The sequence below is a fragment of the Streptomyces hamibioticus genome (assembly GCF_047946815.1).
In the GTDB taxonomy this organism is placed as follows: Bacteria; Actinomycetota; Actinomycetes; order Streptomycetales; family Streptomycetaceae; genus Streptomyces.
In genome coordinates, this window is the sequence record NZ_JBKKQY010000001.1 from 1300662 (window position 1) to 1319091 (window position 18430).

At 73.7% G+C, this 18430-nt stretch carries 16 protein-coding genes; 10 read left to right on the top strand and 6 right to left on the bottom strand.

Annotation, left to right across the window (positions count from 1 at the left end; all coding sequences use genetic code 11):
* Positions 1-2: 2 nt before the first annotated feature.
* Positions 3-1367 (bottom strand): M20/M25/M40 family metallo-hydrolase, encoded by a 1365-nt coding sequence (locus tag ACLGIH_RS05900; RefSeq protein ID WP_416524149.1) that lies wholly within the window; start codon positions 1365-1367, stop codon positions 3-5.
* Positions 1360-2193, bottom strand: coding sequence for a M55 family metallopeptidase (locus ACLGIH_RS05905; RefSeq protein ID WP_416524150.1), 834 nt, complete (start codon positions 2191-2193; stop codon positions 1360-1362). The genes ACLGIH_RS05900 and ACLGIH_RS05905 overlap by 8 nt, the downstream gene beginning before the upstream one ends.
* Positions 2194-2651: 458 nt before the next feature.
* Between ACLGIH_RS05905 and ACLGIH_RS05910 the strand changes: the two genes are divergently transcribed.
* The 4 genes from ACLGIH_RS05910 (at position 2652) to ACLGIH_RS05925 (ending at position 7185) form a co-directional block, all read left to right on the top strand.
* A complete protein-coding gene (locus ACLGIH_RS05910; RefSeq protein ID WP_416524151.1) occupies positions 2652-2801 on the top strand; it encodes a hypothetical protein in 150 nt (49 codons plus the stop codon).
* 46 nt (positions 2802-2847) lie between these two features.
* Entirely contained in the window at positions 2848-4422 is a 1575-nt protein-coding gene (locus ACLGIH_RS05915) for an SDR family oxidoreductase (protein ID WP_416524152.1), read from the top strand.
* A 67-nt stretch (positions 4423-4489) separates the two neighbouring features.
* Positions 4490-5863, top strand: a complete 1374-nt coding sequence (locus ACLGIH_RS05920; protein ID WP_416524153.1) for a cryptochrome/photolyase family protein — start codon at positions 4490-4492, stop codon at positions 5861-5863.
* A 122-nt stretch (positions 5864-5985) separates the two neighbouring features.
* Positions 5986-7185, top strand: coding sequence for a polyprenyl synthetase family protein (locus ACLGIH_RS05925; protein ID WP_416524154.1), 1200 nt, complete (start codon positions 5986-5988; stop codon positions 7183-7185).
* 129 nt (positions 7186-7314) lie between these two features.
* Here ACLGIH_RS05925 and ACLGIH_RS05930 read toward each other — a convergent pair whose 3' ends face one another.
* From ACLGIH_RS05930 to ACLGIH_RS05940, 3 genes are all read right to left on the bottom strand, one after another.
* Positions 7315-7494 (bottom strand): FAD-binding protein, encoded by a 180-nt coding sequence (locus tag ACLGIH_RS05930; RefSeq protein WP_416524155.1) that lies wholly within the window; start codon positions 7492-7494, stop codon positions 7315-7317.
* A 65-nt stretch (positions 7495-7559) separates the two neighbouring features.
* Positions 7560-10004: an MFS transporter gene (locus tag ACLGIH_RS05935; RefSeq protein ID WP_416524156.1), complete on the bottom strand. Its 2445-nt coding sequence runs from the start codon at positions 10002-10004 to the stop codon at positions 7560-7562.
* Between the two features lie 161 nt (positions 10005-10165).
* Positions 10166-10609: an SRPBCC family protein gene (locus ACLGIH_RS05940; RefSeq protein WP_416524157.1), complete on the bottom strand. Its 444-nt coding sequence runs from the start codon at positions 10607-10609 to the stop codon at positions 10166-10168.
* Between the two features lie 177 nt (positions 10610-10786).
* On the opposite strand from ACLGIH_RS05940, the gene ACLGIH_RS05945 reads away from it, so the two are divergent.
* From ACLGIH_RS05945 to ACLGIH_RS05960, 4 genes are all read left to right on the top strand, one after another.
* Positions 10787-11839: an Rv2578c family radical SAM protein gene (locus ACLGIH_RS05945; RefSeq protein WP_416524158.1), complete on the top strand. Its 1053-nt coding sequence runs from the start codon at positions 10787-10789 to the stop codon at positions 11837-11839.
* A 137-nt stretch (positions 11840-11976) separates the two neighbouring features.
* Entirely contained in the window at positions 11977-13566 is a 1590-nt protein-coding gene (locus tag ACLGIH_RS05950; RefSeq protein ID WP_416524159.1) for an alpha/beta hydrolase, read from the top strand.
* Between the two features lie 75 nt (positions 13567-13641).
* Positions 13642-13797, top strand: a complete 156-nt coding sequence (locus ACLGIH_RS05955; RefSeq protein ID WP_416524160.1) for a hypothetical protein — start codon at positions 13642-13644, stop codon at positions 13795-13797.
* Positions 13798-13817: 20 nt separating this feature from the next.
* The gene (locus ACLGIH_RS05960; RefSeq protein ID WP_416529298.1) at positions 13818-14321 is read left to right on the top strand and encodes a GNAT family N-acetyltransferase; all 504 of its coding nucleotides are present in this window, start codon (positions 13818-13820) and stop codon (positions 14319-14321) included.
* Positions 14322-14480: 159 nt separating this feature from the next.
* Here the strand turns inward: ACLGIH_RS05960 and ACLGIH_RS05965 are convergent, their stop codons facing one another.
* On the bottom strand, positions 14481-15056 hold the full coding sequence (locus ACLGIH_RS05965; RefSeq protein WP_416524161.1) for an adenylosuccinate lyase: 576 nt from the start codon (positions 15054-15056) through the stop codon (positions 14481-14483).
* A gap of 371 nt (positions 15057-15427) precedes the next feature.
* On the opposite strand from ACLGIH_RS05965, the gene ACLGIH_RS05970 reads away from it, so the two are divergent.
* Together ACLGIH_RS05970 and ACLGIH_RS05975 are read left to right on the top strand one after the other, a co-directional pair.
* Positions 15428-17233, top strand: coding sequence for a 3-hydroxyacyl-CoA dehydrogenase family protein (locus ACLGIH_RS05970; protein ID WP_416524162.1), 1806 nt, complete (start codon positions 15428-15430; stop codon positions 17231-17233).
* A gap of 184 nt (positions 17234-17417) precedes the next feature.
* Positions 17418-18227, top strand: a complete 810-nt coding sequence (locus ACLGIH_RS05975; protein ID WP_416524163.1) for a TetR family transcriptional regulator — start codon at positions 17418-17420, stop codon at positions 18225-18227.
* Positions 18228-18430 lie beyond the last annotated feature (203 nt).

Sequence of the window (18430 nt, forward strand, 5' to 3'; positions counted from 1 at the left end):
GGCTAGGCCGTCCGCAGGAACCGGTCGAGGACGCGGACGCCGAAGTGCAGCGCCTCGACGGGGACGCGCTCGTCGACGCCGTGGAACAGGGCCTGGTAGTCGAAGCCCTCCGGCAGCTTCAGCGGGGCGAAGCCGTACCCCGTGATGCCCAGGCGGGAGAACTGCTTGGCGTCCGTGCCGCCGGACATGCAGTACGGCACCACGTGCCCCTCCGGGGCGAACTCCTCGACGGCGGCACGCATCCCCGCGAACACCGGCGAGTCCACCGGTGCCTGGAGGGCGACCTCGTGGTGGACGAACTCCCAGTCCACGTCCGGCCCGGTGAGCCGGTCGAGGGTGGCGCGGAACTCCTCCTCGTGACCGGCCAGGAAGCGTCCGTCGACCTGGGCCACGGCCTGCCCCGGGATGACGTTGACCTTGTAACCGGCATCCAGCATGGTCGGGTTGGCGCTGTTGCGGACGGTGGCCTCGACCAGCTTCGCGGCGGGGCCGAGCTTGTCCAGCAGGGCGTCCACGTCGGTCAGGTCGGTGTCGATGCCGTACAGGGCGGCCAGTTCGGTGAGGGCCGCGCGCACGGTCGGGGTCAGGCGGAGCGGCCACTCGTGCTCGCCGATGCGGGTGATGGCCGCCGAGAGCCGGGTGACCGCGTTCTCCTTGTTCACCTTGGAGCCGTGCCCGGCCCGGCCGCGGGCGGTGAGCTTCAGCCAGCCGGTGCCGCGCTCGCCGGCCGCGATCGGGTAGATCTGCCGGCCGGCGCCGTCGTGGAAGGTGAACGCCCCGGACTCGCTGACGCCTTCGGTGCAGCCCTCGAACAGGTCCGCGTGCCGGTCGGCGAGGAATCCGGAGCCGTCCTCGGCGCTGGCCTCCTCGTCGGCGGTGAACGCGATCACCACGTCCCGCCGGGGCCGCACGCCCTGCCGGGCCCAGCCGCGCACCGCGGCGAGGATCATCGCGTCCATGTTCTTCATGTCCACGGCCCCGCGGCCCCAGACGACCCCGTCACGGATCTCCCCGGAGAACGGGTGCACGCTCCAGCCCGCGGCCTCGGCCGGCACCACGTCCAGGTGACCGTGGACCAGCAGCGCGTCGGCTGAGGGGTCGGTGCCCTCGATACGGGCGACCACGTTGGTCCGCCCCTCGGTGCGCTCCAGGAGGGTGGGCTCGATCCCCGCCTCCGCCAGCCGCTCCGCCGCGTACTCGGCGGCCGGGCGCTCCCGGCAGTCGCCGCCGCCGCGGTTGGTGGTGTCGATCCGGATCAGGTCGGAGGTGAAGCGGACGACCTCCGCCAGCGCCCGCTCGTCCAATGCCTGCTCCTGTTTCTGCCCCTGTCCCTGTCCCTGCCCCTGCCCCTGGGCGTGCTCAGCCATACTCCTCCTCCACAGCCGCCGACGCGATCGTGGTGACCGCCTTGAAGGTCCGGATTCCCTCGTACATGGTGTCCGTGGTGTACGCCACCTTGCGTTCGCCGATGCGCTCGACGCCCGGCACGACCGTCGAGGCCGCCGCCAGGTGCTCGGCGTCGAACTCCACGGCCACGGTGAACGGCCCGCCGCTCACCGGCTCGTGCCGCACCGCGAGCGCCGCCGCCTCCTTGGCTGCGGCGCGGATGTCGGCGGCGGTCCTGGCCGGCGTGCGGCACACGGCCGCGTACCGCGAGACGTGGTCCTTGACGGCGACCTTCAGCGCCCCGGGCGCGTAGCCGAGCGCGTCCTCGCAGGCCAGGTCGTCGCCGGTGACCAGGACGACGGGCACCCCGTACTCGGCGACGACGTGCGCGTTGAGCAGGCCCTCACTGGCGCGTACGTCGTTCAGCCAGACGCCCGTGATCTGGTTGGCGAGGTAGGTGTGGGCGAGGACGCCCTCCATGCCGGCGCCCGCGTGGTACCCGAGGAAGGCGATGCCGTCCACGTCTCCGTGCTGCACGCCCTCCACCATGGAGAGCGCCTTGTGCCGCCCGGTGAGCATCTGCGCCCGGTCGTCCAGTTGCTCGAGCAGCAGATTGCGCATGGTCCAGTGGGCCTCGTTGACGAGCACCTCGTCGGCGCCGCCGTCGAAGAAGCCCAGCACGGCGGCGTTCACGTCGGAGGTGAACATCGAGCGGCACCGCTCCCACTGGGGGGTGCCCGGCAGCACGTCGGCGGGCCAGGTGACGCCGGTGGCGCCTTCCATGTCGGCGCTGATGAGAATCTTCACGACTCGTGGCCCGTCCGCGGGCCAGAAACGCGCGGTCCGGTTCCTGACAGCGGTTCTCGACGGCTTGCGGCACTACGGGCGTGCATCTTCACGCCCGTTGGACCAGGAGTGACGGGGATCTTCATGGGGCTTCACGTTACGCGCCGGCGAGGGAGAACACACCACTGGCCGGCCCGGCATTCCAGGCCACTCGGCGCGAACAGCCCGCCGGCCGCCGGCCGCCGGCCGGGGCGGTGGGCGAAGCCGTCGCCGTCGTGACCGGAGCGGCATGCGGCCCGGGAACGGGCGGGCGTGGCCGAGGACGGGTGAACCTCATCGGCAGTGCCGTCACCGCCCGGCCGGTCATCCGTGACCTGTCCGCCACGTCCGGTGACGCGTGCATCCACGAGCCCGGTGGCCGGTGGAGTGACTGCGCGGGATCGGTCGGCACCGCCGGATGCCTTCGGCAGGAGACGCTCATGCACGCGATACCGGGCGGCCCCCGCTTCCTCGTCGCGGTCGCCCTCGTCGCGGTCGCCCCCGTCACAGTCGCCCTCGTCACGGTCGCCCTCGTCGCGGTCGCCGGACGCGTCGGCGCGACAGGCGCGGTCACACGGCTGCGCCCATGATCGGACCCAAGAGGGAAGTCGTAGCGGACACGTGAGAGGAACGCTCGTGGCGGACACGGACGGACAGCACAACGGCGAACGGCTGCGCTGCCTGGTCACCGGGGCCTCCGGATACATCGGCGGACGGCTGGTGCCGGAACTGCTGCGGGCCGGCCACCGGGTCCGGTGCCTGGCCCGCTCCCCCGGCAAGCTCCGCGACCACCCCTGGGCGAAGGACGCCGAGACCGTCCGCGGTGACGTCACGGACGCCGCCTCCGTCGCCGAGGCCATGCGCGGGGCCGATGTCGCCTACTACCTGGTGCACGCCCTCGGTACCGGTTCCGGTTTCGAGGACACCGACCGCCGGGCCGCCCGGATCTTCGCCGAGCAGGCGCACACCGCCGGAGTACGGCGGATCGTCTACCTCGGCGGACTCACCCCGGCGGGCGTGCCCGAGCATTCCCTCTCCCCGCACCTGCGCTCCAGGGCCGAGGTCGGGCGCATCTTCCTGGACTCCCCGGTGCCCGCCACGGTGCTGCGGGCGGCGGTCGTCATCGGCTCGGGTTCGGCCTCGTTCGAGATGCTGCGCTACCTCACCGAGCGCCTGCCCGTGATGGTGGCCCCCCGCTGGGTGCACACGCGCACTCAGCCGATCGGGGTCCGCGACGTGCTCCGCTACCTCGTCGGCTCGGCCACCATGCCGCCCGATGTCGACCGGGCCTTCGACATCGGCGGGCCGGACGTCCTCACCTACCGGGACATGATGTGCCGCTACGCCGCCGTCGCCGGACTGCGGCGGCGGCTCATCGTGCCGGTGCCGGTCCTCACCCCAGGGCTCTCGAGCCACTGGGTGGGCCTGGTCACCCCGGTGCCCGCCGCTCTCGCCCGTCCGCTGACCGAGTCACTGCGCCACGAGGTCGTCTGCCGCGAACACGACATCGCCCGCTACGTGCCCGACCCTCCGGGCCGGCCGCTGCCCTTCGACCAGGCACTGGCCCTGGCGCTGCGCAAGGTCCGGGACGCCCAGGTGGCCACCCGCTGGTCGTCCGCGGCCGTGCCCGGCGCCCCCAGCGACCCGCTGCCCACCGACCCCGACTGGGCCGGCGGCAGCCTCTACCAGGACGAGCGGCAGTTGCCGGTGGAGGCGTCCCGGGAGTCGCTGTGGAAGGTCATCGAGGGCATCGGCGGCGACAACGGCTGGTACTCCTTCCCGCTCGCCTGGGCCGTCCGGGGCTGGCTGGACCGGTTCGTCGGCGGGGTCGGCCTGCGCCGCGGGCGTCGCGACGCCGAGCGCCTGCGGGCCGGTGACTCACTGGACTTCTGGCGGGTGGAGGAGATCGAGCCGGGCCGTCTGCTGCGGCTGCGCGCCGAGATGCGGCTGCCCGGACTGGCCTGGCTGGAGATGTACGCCGAGACGGGCACCGACGGTCGCACGCGCTACCGCCAGCGTGCCCTGTTCCATCCACGCGGCCTGCTGGGCCACGCCTACTGGTGGAGTGTCTCGCCGTTCCACGCCGTCGTCTTCGGCGGCATGGCCCGCAACATCGCGCAGGCCGCCGCCAAGGGCATGAGCGCACACGGACGAGCGGCGCGCACCGGCCGCACCGGGCGTTCCCGCCCCGCGAAGGGCCTTCGTCACTGACCGGTCGGCACAGCACCACCTCACCTCTCCTCACCTCACCTCACCTCACCTCACCAGGAGCGACGACATGACCCGCGCGGTCGTCCTGTTCACCTCGGATCTACGCCTGCACGACCATCCGCCGCTGCGCGCCGCACTCGCGGCGGCCGACGAGGTGGTGCCGCTGTTCGTCCGCGATCCCGGCGTGCACGCCGCGGGCTTCGACGCCCCCAACCGCGCCGCCTTCCTCGCCGACTGCCTGGCGGATCTGGACGCCTCGCTGCGCCGGCGCGGCGGCCGGCTGGTCGTGCGCAACGGCCCGGTCGCCCGGGAGGCCGGCGCGGTCGCGGCCGAGTGCGGTGCCACGGAGGTCCACATGGCCGCGGCGGTGACCGGCTACGGCCACCGGAGGGAGGAGCGGCTGCGCGCCCACCTCGACGCCCACGGCGTGGCCCTCCACGTGCACGACTCCGTGGTCACCGCCGTCGCGCCCGGGCGGGTGACGCCGTCCGGCGCCGACCACTACGCGGTGTTCACCCCCTACTTCCGCCGCTGGTCCGCCGAGCGGCTGCGGGATGTCTGCCCGGCGCCGCGCACCGTGCGGGTTCCGGACGGGGTGCGGGGTGAGCCGATTCCGTCCCGCGACGCGCTCTCCGGTCTCTCGCCGGGCCTGCCGGCGGGAGGTGAGAAGGCCGGCCGGGAGCTGTTCTCCCGGTGGGCACGGTCAGCCATGTCCGCGTACGAGGAACGGCACGACGACCTGGCCGGCGACGCGACGTCGCGGCTGTCGCCCTATCTGCACTTCGGTGCCCTGTCCGCGTCGGAGCTCGTGCAGCGGGCCCGCGCGCACGGTGGTCCCGGTGCGGAGGCGTTCGTACGGCAGCTGTGCTGGCGGGACTTCCACCACCAGGTGCTGGCGGCGCGCCCCGAGGCGTCCACCCGGGACTACCGCACCAGGCACGACCGCTGGCGGAGCGAGGACGAGGCCGCCGAGGACATCGCCGCCTGGCGGGAGGGCCGCACCGGCTATCCGGTCGTGGACGCGGCCATGCGCCAGCTGCGCCACGAGGGCTGGATGCACAACCGGGCACGCCTGCTGGCGGCGAGCTTCCTGGCCAAGACGCTGTACGTGGACTGGCGGATCGGCGCCCGCCACTTCCTCGACCTCCTCGTCGACGGCGACATCGTCAACAACCAGCTCAACTGGCAGTGGGTGGCCGGCACGGGCACGGACACCCGCCCGCACCGCGTCCTCAACCCGGTCGTCCAGGGCAAGCGCTTCGACCCGCAGGGAGCCTACGTACGCCGTTGGGTGCCCGAACTGCACGACGTGGACGACCGGTTCGTGCACGAGCCCTGGCGGCTCCCCGAGGACCGACGCGCCCGCCTCGGCTACCCCGAGCCGCTGATCGACCTCTCCGACGGGCTGGCCCGCTTCAAGCACGCCCGCGGTCGCGACTGAGAGGCGACGCCTCGTGCCACCGGCCGCGGGACCGCCGTGCCGGGCAGCAATCACCGCTCCGTACGGGGGTACTCGACCGAAGCGCTGACGTGAAGCTGACTGAGAGTGAGAAAGGGTTGTGCATGCTGGGACTGCGGCCAACGGTGGCCGAACCGGTCGGGCCGGTCGACGGTCCGCTCACGGCCCGCGACGCGGCCCGGAACGTCGAGGCGGAGCTGGGGCGCGTCCTCGACGCGGGGCTGGAACGGGCCCGCGGCGCGGACCCGGTGTTCGCCCGTGACATCGCCGACCGCGTCGCCTCGTTGGTCCTGCGCGGCGGAAAGCGGCTGCGCACGGCGTTCACGTGGTGCGGGTGGCGGGCCGCCGGCGGATCGGGGGACGCGACGGCGGTCCTGCGCACCGGTGCTGCCCTCGAACTCGTCCAAGGGTGTGCGCTCATCCACGACGACGTGATGGACGGATCACCCCTGCGGCGCGGCGCACCGGCGGTGCACGTGGAGCTCGCCCGCCTGCACGAGGACGCGCGCATGACCGGATCGCCCGAGGCGTTCGCGACCTCCGCGGCCGTGCTCGCCGGCGACCTGGCCCTGGCCTGGGCGGACGACCTGCTGACCGAGACGGCGCTCGGCACGCCGCACGGCCCGCGACTGCACCGTGAGTGGCAGGCCATGCGCGGCGAGATGGTCGCCGGCCAGTACCGGGACATCCACGCGCAGGCCACCCGGGCGTCCGGCGTCGACGAGGCGATGGCCATCGCCACCCTCAAGAGCGCGCTGTACACGGTCGAGCGCCCACTGGCGCTGGGCGCGGTCCTGGCCGGCGCCGACACCACCGTCCTGGACGCGCTGCGCTCCGCCGGACGGTGCGCCGGCCTTGCCTTCCAGCTCCGCGACGACCTCCTCGGCGCCTTCGGCGACCCGGCCGTGACGGGCAAGCCTGCCGACGACGACCTGCGGACGCGCAAGCTCACCTACCTGCTCGCCGTCGGCTCCAGGCTCGCGGAGGCATCCGGTGACCGGGAGGCCTCGGCCGTACTCGCCCCGGGTGCGCCGTCCGTGTCCGACGACACCGTGCGCAGGATGCGCGCGGCACTGGAGCGTACGGGGGCGCGGGCCGTCGTCGAGTCGAAGACCAGGGAGTTGGCCGCGACGAGCCTGCGGCACTTCGACCGGACCGGCTCCGGGCCCTTCGTGCGGCGGGAGTTCGCGGCACTGGTCGAGCGGGCGTCCGGGGCCCCGCCGGAGCGCACCGGGGAAGCCGGCCGCGCCACGGCCGGAGGCGGGGCGCCGAGCGGAGCAGGCCGGTGCGGTAGCCGGGGCTGAGGGCGCGGCCGCAGCGGTCCGTACGGGGCCTCCACGGGGTGCACGAGGGTGATGGCGGGGGCGGCACAGGCGGTCAGTCGGTGTGCCGGTGGGCGAGGCCGGCTCCGGCCGCACCACCGCCGACGGTGATCACCTCGCACGGCGCTCCGGCCGCGCTCGGCTGCCGGCCCGCCACGACCCGTCCCGGGTCACCTCCAGCAGCGCCGCACTCCGTCCGGCGCGGCACGGGCCCAGGGCGCGGGCGAGACCGGCGAGACCCGATCCGACGACGACGGTGTCGAGGGTGCCGCGGTGGTGGTGACTGGTCACCGGCGGGCTCCACACGTCACCGACCGGCTCCCCTCACCTCAGCCGCTCCCCGGCCGCCCTGCGTCTCAGTCCTCGTGGCCGAGCTGGAGGTCGCGTTCGGTGCGGCCGCCGCCGGCCACCTGGAGCACGGTGGCCACGGGCGGGTAGCCGGCGGCGATGACCGTGTACTCGCCGGAGGACAGGTCGATGAACCGGAACGTGCCGTCGGCACCGGTGGTGAGCGTGTCGACGACGTTGCCGGCGGCGTCGAGCAGGGTCACGCGCGCGTCCTCCACGGGCCGTCCGCCCCCGGCCCGCACGGTGCCCTTCAGCACCGCGCCGCCGGCCAGCTCGATGTCCTGCCGGGTCTCCCGGGAGGCCTGGACGCTGACCGGCAGAGCGGCCGGGCGGAAGGCGGGCGCGCTGGCGGCGAGGGTGTACTCGCCGGCCACCAGCTCGGTGATGACGTAGCCGCCCTCCCGGCCGCTGCGGGTGGTGGCCACGACCTCGCCGTGCACGTTGGTGAGGGTCACGATGGCGTCCCGTACGGGGCTGCCGTCGGCGGTGAGCACGTTGCCGGCGAGCCGCCCGGCGCCGCCGAGGACGACGTCCAGCTCGACGGGGCGTTCGCCGACGGTCACGGAGACCGCCTGCGGCTGGTGGCCGCCGGCCGCGGCGATCAGGACGTACGCCCCCGAGCCGGGGGTGGCCAGCGCGTACCGCCCGTCGTCGCCGCTGGCCCCGCGTCCGATCTGCTGCCCGGCGACGTCGATGAGGGTGAGCGCGGCGCGGGGGACGACGGTGCCGTCGGGGTGCTGCACGGTGCCGCAGACGGGGACGCCGGCGGTGTACGGCGAGCGCAGCGAGGTGGGGCTTCCCCCGCCCGGAGAACGCAGGCGCGCCTGCGGGACCGGGGCGGTGGGCTGTGCCATGGGCTGTGCGGTCTCCGGCTCGGTGACGGGGGTGTTGTGGGACACCAGGGGTTTCTCCTTGAGGAAGAAGGCGAGGACGAGGCCGAGGACGAGCACCGGCACCAGGTACAGGAAGATCCGCGGCATGGCGTCGGCGTACGCCTGGATGTAGGCGTCGCGCAGGGCCGGCGGGAGGGCGTGGACCAGCTCGGGGGTGATGGCCTCGGCGTCGGGGAGGGAGGTGCCGGCCTCGGACGGGACGCGGACGGCGAGGGCGTCGGTGAGCCGGTCGGCGAAGAGCGTGCCGAAGGCTGCGGCGCCGACGCTGCCGCCGATCTGGCGAGCGTAGTTGTTGGCGCTGGTGGCGGTGCCCAGGTCGGCGGGGCGCACGGAGTTCTGCACGGCGAGGACGAGGACGGGCATCACCATGCCGATACCGGCCCCGAGGACGGCCATCCAGACGCTGTAGTGCAGGCGGGGCGTGTCGGTGTCGAGCCGGGAGAGCAGCCACATGCCGGCCACGGACAGCGCCCCGCCGAGGATCGGGTGGACCTTGTAGCGACCGGTGCGGCTGATCATCTGGCCGGAGACGATCGACGCGCCGACGATGCCGCCCATCATCGGCAGCATGAGCAGTCCGGACTCGGTGGCGGAAGCGCCGTCGACCATCTGGAGGAAGGTCGGCAGGTAGCTGGCGGCGCCGAACAGCGCGACCCCGACCACGAGGCCCACCAGGCCGGTGACGTTGAAGACGGAGTCCCGGAACAGCCGCAGCGGGATGAGGGGTTCGGCGGCGAACCGCTCGGCGACGAGGAACAGCACGGTGGACGCCGCCGCGCCCGCGGCGAGGCCGAGGATGACGCGGGAGTCCCAGGCGTACTCGGTGCCGCCCCAGCTGGTCAGCAGCACCAGGCAGGTGGAGGCGGCGGCGAGCAGCAGCGCGCCGAGGACGTCCAGGCGGGGCCTGCCCTGCGGCTTCGGCAGTTTCAGCACAAGGGCGACGACGACCATGGTGAGCAGGCCGAAGGGCACGTTGATGTAGAAGCACCAGCGCCAGGAGAGGTGGTCGGTGAAGTAGCCGCCGAGCAGCGGTCCCGCGACCGAGGCGAGACCGAACGCGGCGCCGATCAGCCCCATGAACCGGCCGCGCTCCCGGGGCGGCACGATGTCCGCGATGATCGCCTGGACGCCGATCATCAGCCCGCCGGCGCCGACGCCCTGCACGGCGCGGAAGGCGATCAGCTGGTCCATGGTCTGCGCCCGGCCGGCGAGCGCGGAGCCGACGACGAAGACCAGGATCGCGAACTGGAAGACGCCCTTGCGGCCGAGGAGGTCACCGAGCTTGCCGTAGATCGGCAGGCCGACCGTGGAGGTGAGCAGGTAGGCGGTGATCGCCCAGGACATCTTGTCCAGTCCGTGCAGCTCGCCGACGATCTTCGGCAGCGCGGTGGCGACGATCATCTGCTCCAGGGCGGCCAGGAGCAGCGCCAGCATCAGCCCGAAGAAGACCAGCCGCACCCGGCGCGGACTCAGCCCGGCGGCCGGTTCCGGCGGAGGCTCGGGGGTGTCCGGAGGCGCGGCGGTGACCGGCTCGTCCCGCACCGGCGTGATCCCACCCACGTACCGCTCCCCTCGCCGCACTTGCACACAATCGCTGCCTGGGGCAACAACTGCGGACAACTGCGGCGAGTTACGGCATACGGTGCACGCGCCCGGAGATCACCCGAACCGGTGAGGCGGCCAACAACCGCCGCCCGTCCGGTGGTTGACCACCGTCCTGACTACTTCTCCACCTCGGCGGCGAGCCGGGCCAGGATCGCGTCGTAGATCCGGCCGAGCCCCTTGGGCGCGAAGGTCTTCTCGAAGAAGCCGCCGATGCCGCCGGCGCCCTGCCAGGTGGTGGTGACGACGACCCGGGACCTGCCCTCGCCGGCCGGGGTGACCCGCCAGACGGTGACCATGGAGGAGTTGCGGTCCTTCTCGACCAGTTCGCCGTCGGCCGGCTCGCTCACCTCCAGCAGGCAGTCGCGGACGCGCTTGCTGGTGGCCTGGAGCTTCCAGTGGACGAGGGTGCCCTCGCCGTCGCCGCCCTCACGGACCTCGTACTCGCTGAACTGCTCGGGCAGCAGCTTCGCGCGGGTGCCGCTGTAGTCGGCGAGGGTGTCGAACACCGTCTCCGCGTCCGCCGCGACGATCCGCTCCGTCGTGGCCTCGACCTGCGCCATCGGTTCCTCCAGGGCCTGGTTCCTCGGGGTCGGGGCAAGCCAACCACCCCGGCCCCCGGCCGCCAAATCGAGGCGATCGAACCCGACCGGAAAGCGCCGCGGCGCGCTCGTTCACGCTCCCGCACGATCATGGGAACACATGTTCTATTCTGTGCGCAGTGCTACCGAGGAGGCGTCATGCGCTGGGACAACCTCACCGACTCCGGCCACAGCCGGGCGGCCGACCCCGCCCTGTTCGGCGCGGACGCCGTGGTCACCCGCACCTTCGACACGCCCGAGTTCCGCGGCATCACCTTCCACGAGGTGCGGGCCCGCTCGGTCCTGAACCGGGTGCCGGGCGCCTCCCGCATGCCGTTCGAATGGACGGTCAACCCCTACCGCGGCTGCACGCACGCGTGCGTCTACTGCTTCGCGCGCAAGACCCACAGCTACCTGGACCTCGACACCGGCCTCGGCTTCGACTCGCAGATCGTGGTGAAGGTGAACGCGCCAGAGGTGCTGCGCCGCCAGCTCGCCTCGCGCCGCTGGCAGGGCGACCACATCGCGATGGGCACCAACGTCGACTGCTACCAGCGCGCCGAGGGGCGCTACCGCCTGATGCCGGGGATCATCACGGCCCTCGGCGAGCGGGCGAACCCCTTCTCGATCCTCACCAAGGGCACCCTGATCCTGCGCGACCTGGATCTGCTCACGCAGGCGGCGCGGGTCACGGACGTCGGCATCTCCGTCTCGGTCGGCTTCACCGACCCCGGGCTGTGGCGCACCGTGGAGCCGGGCACGCCCGCGCCGGAGCGGCGCCTGGAGGTCGTCCGCACCCTGGGCGAACACGGCATCGGCTGCGGAGTCCTGATGGCCCCGGTGATCCCGTTCCTGAGCGACGACCCGGCCCAGCTCCGGGCGACGGTCCGGGCGATAGCCGCCGCCGGGGCCACGTCCGTGACCCCCCTGACGCTCCACCTGCGGCCCGGCGCCCGGGAGTGGTTCATGGCCTGGCTCGGCACCCACCACCCACACCTGGTGGCCCGCTACGAGCGGCTGTACGCCGACGGCGCCTACGCCCCCAAGTGGTACCAGCGCCGCATCACCCGCCAGGTGCACGACCTGGCCCGGGAGTACGGCATCGGCCCCACGCGGGCCGGGCAGGCGCGGCGCCCGAGGGAGCCCGGGCCCGCCGAGCACCCCGCGCCGGACGCGGGGGCGCCCGGGCCGACCCAACTGTCGCTCCTCTGAGAGCATTCGAGGGCATCCGCCGACCCAATCGGGTCAAGTATCGGCAGAAGGCGTTCCTCCTCGGGCGCCGCCAGGGACCATGCGGCGAGAACCGCGACCCTCGCGGACCGCCCGCCCCTGGCGTCCTGGGAGGCCCCATGAGACACCGCGCAGCCGTGCTCTGCGCCGCCGCCGTCGTCCTGGCCGGGACCTGCGCCGCCGTGCCCGCCGGGGCGAGCGCGCCGCGGACCGCGGCGCCCTCCCCTGCCGCCGTCGCCGCCGCGAAGCTCGCCTGGAAGAAGTGCGGCACGGCCGACTACCCGACGCTCCAGTGCGCGTCCCTCACGGTGCCGCTCGACCACGACCGCCCGCGCGGGGAGAAGATCACGCTGGCGCTCTCCCGCGTCCCGCACACCGCCGACCGGTACCAGGGCCCGCTGCTGGTCAACCCCGGCGGGCCGGGCGGCAGCGGTCTCAGGCTCGCCGGGTTCGTGGCGTCCTCGCTGCCCGAGGACGTGGCCGCCCAGTACGACGTGATCGGCTTCGACCCGCGCGGCGTGGGCGCCAGCGAGCCCGCCCTGGACTGCCGCCCCGGCCACTTCGCCGCGGTGCGGCCCGACTCGCTGCCCACGTCACCCGCGGTGGAGCGGGCCAACCTCGCACGCGCCAAGTCCTTCGCGGACGCCTGCGCCGAGAAGTACGCGCGCGTGCTGCCGCACATCGACACCGTCAGCGCCGCGCACGACCTCGACGCGATCCGCCGGGCGCTGGGCGCACCGCGGCTCAGCTACTTCGGCTACTCCTACGGGACCTACCTGGGCGCCGTCTACGCCAAGCTGTACCCCGAGCGGGTGCGCCGGCTGGTGCTGGACTCCGTCGTCGACCCGGCCGAGGTCTGGTACGAGACGAACCTGCGGCAGGACCTCGCCTTCAACGACCGGCACCGGGCGTTCCTGGCCTGGGTGGCCGAGCACGACGCGGCCTACGGGCTCGGTACCGATCCGGAGCGGGCCGAGGCGGCGTGGTACCGGATGCGCGCGGCGCTGGCGAAGCGGCCGGCGGACGGGAAGGTGGGCGCCGCCGAGTTGGAGGACACCTTCCTGCCGGGCGGCTACTACAACGGCTACTGGCCCTACCTGGCGGAGGCGTTCGCGGCGTACGTGAACGACGACGACGCCGATCCGCTCATCGAGGCGTACGAGAACTTCGGCGCCGCCGACGCCTCGGGCGACAACGGCTACAGCGTCTACACCTCCGTGGAGTGCCGGGACGCCGGATGGCCGCGGGACTGGGAGGACTGGCGCGAGGACAACTGGGAGGTGCACGAGAAGGCGCCGTTCCTGACGTGGAACAACGCCTGGTACAACGCGCCGTGCGCCTTCTGGCCGGTGCCGTCACGGCGGCCGGTGGACGTCAGGAACCGCGAGCTGCCGCCGGCGCTGCTGTTCCAGGCGACGCACGACGCGGCCACCCCGTACGAGGGGGGCGTCACCGTGCACCGGCTGCTGCGCGGCTCCCGTCTCGTGGTGGAGGACGGCGGCGGCAACCACGGCATCACGCTCAGCGGGAACGCCTGCCTGGACCGGCACCTGGGGGCCTACCTGGCCGACGGGACCCTGCCGCGCGGCGACGGCGAGGCCGACGCGGTGTGCGCGGCGCTGCCCGCGCCGAAGCCGCTGACGTCGAAGGCCGCGTCGGCGTCCTCGCGCGGTGCGACGCTGCACGGGCTGCTCGGCTTCCGGTCCTGAGCGACCGGGGGCGGGCGCCGGGCGGGCAGGGCGGGCGGCGGCGGCGGCGCCGGACCCGTGATCCATCATGGACCGATGAGCGAGCCGACCAGGATCACCGCCTCCGACGGGGCGGCCCCCGCCGCCCCGTACTCCCAAGCCGCCCTCGGCACCGTCCGCTTCGTGGCGGCGACCGAGGCTCCCGCACCGCCCAAGGGCGTGGGGGCACCCTCGGCGGCGGTGCCCCGGTGACGGCGCCGCACGTCCGGGAGATGGTCCTCGCCGACTGCGACCGGGTCTCCGCGATCCGCATCCGGGGCTGGCAGCACGCCTACCGGGGCCTGTTGCCGCAGTCGTACCTCGACGCGCTGAGCGTCGCCGAAGACGCCGAGCGGCGCCGTGACTTCTTCACCCGCGCCCCGGCCGAGGTGGTGAACCTGGTCGCCGAGGACGACGGCGGTGACCTGGTCGGCTGGGCCTGCCACGGCCCGTACCGGGACGGCGAGGCGCACACCGCCGACGCCGAGCTGTACGCGATCTACGTCGACGCCGGGCGGCTCGGCGGCGGAGTCGGGCGGGCCCTGCTGGGGGAGTCGCTCCGCCGCTGCGCGGCCGCCGGGTACCCGCGGATGCTGCTGTGGGTGGTGGAGGGCAACGCCCGCGCCCGGCGGTTCTACGAGCGGGCGGGGTTCCGCGCCGACGGTGCCGAGGAGCCGTTCGAGGTGGACGGGGTGGCGGTGCCCGAGGTGCGCTACGCCAGGTCGCTGACCGGCTGACGGTTCACGCCGGTCGCCGACGGCTCACGCCGGGCCTGACGGTTCATGCCCGTCTCGGCCGCTCCCCCGTGCTGCCGGTCCGTGCCGGTCGCCGAGGGACCGCGCCGGTCGCCGACGGATCGCGCCGAACACCGGCCGCTCACCCCGGTTGCCCACCGCTCACGCCGGTTCCGGGATCCGCGCCAGCGCCCGCACCGCCGCCTCGGCCAGTGCCGGGTGGGCGAGGGCCTCGTTCAGGACCGGTCGGGCCCGGGCGTCGCCGAGCGTTCCGAGGCCCTCCACGCAGGCGAGGGCCACCCGGCGGTAGGGGTCGTGCGGGCGCAGCCGTCGCTCCAGGGTGGTGATCAGCGCCGGCACGGCTTCCGGGGCGCGCAGTTCGACCAGCAGCCGGACCGGGTGCAGGGCGTAGGCGACGCGCAGTTCGTTGGTGGCCAGGGCGGCGGCGGCACGGGCGGTGCGCGGGTCGCCGAGCCGGGCCAGGGCGTGGGCGGCGGCGGCGCAGCGCGGCGGATCACGGTGGTTCAGCAGCAGTACGAGGGACTCGAAGGCCCGCCGGTCCCCCGCCCGGCCCAGACGGAACGCGGCCAGCTCCCGGGCCCACAGCGGCTGTCCCGGCTCGGTGAGCACCGCCGCCAGTTCGTCGTGGTCGCCGGTCGCCACCAGCCGCTCGTAGGCGGGCGACGCACCCGACTCGGCCCGTAAGCGCTCCGTGAGTGATCGCAACTCTTCGTCCATGGCACTGAGGTTAGGCGCGCTGCCGGGTCCGCGGGACGTACATCACAAACACCGGGGACTGGCGCGCTCGTTACCCGCCAGTTAGGCTCAGACGAGCGGGTTACCCACTCGCAGCACTCCTCATGGCGGTTTGGTGACGCGGCCGCCGTGAGAGAAGTCGGTTCGGTGCCTGAAGGTACCGCTTGTACGACTCGGCCCCGGGACAGGGCCGGTCGGCCTCTCGCCGCCGCGCGGGCATGTGCAACGCCCGCCCCGACGGCACCGGGCGTGTGCGCCAGTAGCCCGGCAGACACCCGCACTCCACCGCACCCGGTGCGCCCTCGGCGCACCCGGGGCGTCTCCCGTCGTCACCCTCATTCCTGGAGTCCGCGATGGCCACTCCCCTGTCCGACACCCCTCAGTCCCCGTTCCGGACCGTCGCCGTCATCGGCCTCGGCACCATGGGCACCGGCATCGCCGAGGTCCTGGCCAAGGCCGGCCGCGACGTCGTCGGCATCGACATCAGCGAGGCCCAGGCGGCCAAGGCCGTCGCCGCCCTGGAGGCCTCCACGGCCCGTGCCGTGGAGCGCGGCCGGCTGACCGAGCAGGAGCGCGCGGACGCCCTCGGCCGGGTCCGCACCGCCACCGACCTGCGCGCGGCGGCCGACGCCGACCTCGTGATCGAGGTGGCGCCGGAGTCGTACGAGATCAAGCAGCAGATCTTCCGGGAACTCGACGGCATCGTGCGGCCGGAGACCATCCTGGCGACCGGCACCAACGCGCTGTCCGTCACGCGCCTGGCCGCCGACTCCGCCCGCCCCGAGCGGGTGCTGGGCCTGCACTTCTTCAACCCGGCCCCGGCGATGAAGCTGGTCGAGGTCGTCTCCTCGGTGCTGACCGCGCCGGCCGCCGTCGGCGCGGTCACCGACCTCGCCGTGGACCTGGGCAAGGAGCCCGTCGCGGTCGGCGACCGGCCCGGATTCGTCGCCGACGGGCTGCTGTTCGGCTACCTCAACCAGGCCGCGGCGATGTACGAGGCGCGGTACGCCTCCCGCGAGGACATCGACGCCGCGATGCGGCTGGGCTGCGGCCTGCCGATGGGCCCGCTGGCCCTGCTCGACCTGATCGGCATCGACACCGCGCGCACCGTGCTGGAGGCCATGTACGCCGCCTCCCGGGACCGGCTGCACGCCCCGGCGCCGATCCTGAAGCAGCTCAGCGAGGCGGGCCTGACGGGCCGCAAGGCCGGGCGCGGCTTCTACACGTACGAGGCGCCGGGCAGCGCGGCCGTCGTGCCGGACGCGCTGACCCCGCGGGAGAGCGACAGCCCGGTCCCCGGCCGCCCCGTCCGGTCGGTCGGTGTCGCCGGTTCCGGCACCATGGCGTCCGGCATCGCCGAGGTGTTCGCCAAGGCCGGGTACGAGGTCGTGCTCGCCGCCCGCAGCGAGGAGAAGGCCCGGACCGCCAAGGCCCGGACCGGCAAGTCGCTGGCCCGCTCGGTCGACAAGGGCCGGATGACCGCCGAGGCCGCCGCGCAGACGCTGGAGCGGATCACCCCGACAGGCACCTACGACGACTTCGCCGACGTGGACCTGGCCGTGGAGGCGGTCGCCGAGGACCTGGAGGTCAAGCGGGAGCTGTTCGCCGCGCTGGACAAGGTGTGCAAGCCGGGCGCGGTCCTGGCCACCACCACCTCCTCGCTGCCCGTCGTCGCCTGCGCCCGCGCCACCTCGCGTCCGCAGGACGTGATCGGCATGCACTTCTTCAACCCGGCGCCGGCCATGAAGCTGGTCGAGGTGGTCCGCACCGTGCTGACCGCGGACGACGTGCACGCCACCGTCCGCGAGGTCTGCGGCAAGATCCGCAAGCACGCCGTGGACTGCGGCGACCGGGCCGGATTCATCGTCAACGCGCTGCTGTTCCCGTACCTGAACAACGCGATCAAGATGGTGCAGGAGCACTACGCCACGCTCGACGACATCGACGCGGCGATGAAGCTGGGCGGCGGCTACCCGATGGGCCCGTTCGAACTGCTGGACGTGGTGGGGCTGGACGTCTCGCTGGCCATCGAGAAGGTGCTGCACCGGGAGTTCCGCGACCCGGGCCTGGCCCCGGCACCGCTCCTGGAGCACCTGGTGGCCGCCGGCTGCCTCGGCCGCAAGACCGGCCGCGGCTTCCGCGAATATGCCCGCCGCTGAACCACGGCCCGGCGACCGGTTCCGGCCGGACGAGGAGTGGGGCGGACTGCTGGACCCCGGCAGCCGCCCGCTGCCCGCCCGGCCCGGCGCTCCCCCTGCTGCCCGGCCGGCTCCCCCGCCCGCCCAGGGCGGGGGAAACCCAGGTCACGCGCGCTCGGCTGCGCGGATGCAGTACGTTCGGGTCATGTCCCAGCCCGCCAAGTCCTCACGTACACCAGCTACGCCCGACGCTCCGGAGAGTGCCGCGGGCGGCCGAGCCGCCGCCCAACGGCTGAAAATGCGCCGGGAACTGGCGGCCGCCGCGATGGAGCTGTTCGCGACCAAGGGGTACGAGGCGACCACCGTCGACGAGATCGCGGCCGCCGCCGGGGTCGCGCGCCGCACCTTCTTCCGCCACTTCCGCTCCAAGGAAGAGGCGATCTTCCCGGACCACGACGACACCCTGGTCCGCGCCGAGGCGGTGCTCAACGCCGCGCCCGCGCACGAGCATCCGCTCGACACGGTGTGCCGCGGCATCAAGGAAGTCATGAAGATGTACGCGGCCCGCCCGGAGATCTCGGTGGCCCGCTACAAGCTCACGCGCGAGGTGCCCACGCTGCGCGAGGCCGAGATCGCGTCGGTGGCCCGCTACGAGCGGCTGTTCACCCGCTATCTGCTCGGCCACTTCGACGAGCACGCGCACGACGACGACGCCAACGACGACCCGCTGCTGGCGGAGGTCGCCGCCTCCGCCGTGGTCACCGCCCACAACCACGTGCTGCGGCGCTGGCTGCGGGCGGGCGGGCAGGGGGACGTGGAGGCGCAGCTCGACCACGCCTTCGCGATCGTGCGCAAGACGTTCGGCACGGGCATCGGCGCGGGGCGCTCCACGGCGCCGAAGCCGGCCGCGGCCTCGACGCTCGGCGAGGGCGGGGTGCTGGTGACCGTCGCCCGCACCGACGCGCCACTGGACGAGGTCATGCGGGCCATCGAGCAGACGCTGAAGGAGCGCTGAGCCCGGTACCGCCCCTGTGACAACGGCCACCCGACGGGTGGCCGTTTTTGCATGTCGGTGCCCCTTTTTCACCCCTGCCGACGTACGGTTCGATCGATCATCGCTCATCTGTCGCGTGAAGTTTTCATTTGAGAGCAATTTCTGGCACTCAGTGCCTTGCGAGGTGACACGCGGTGTCATACGTTGAAGGTGTCCGGGCTGTC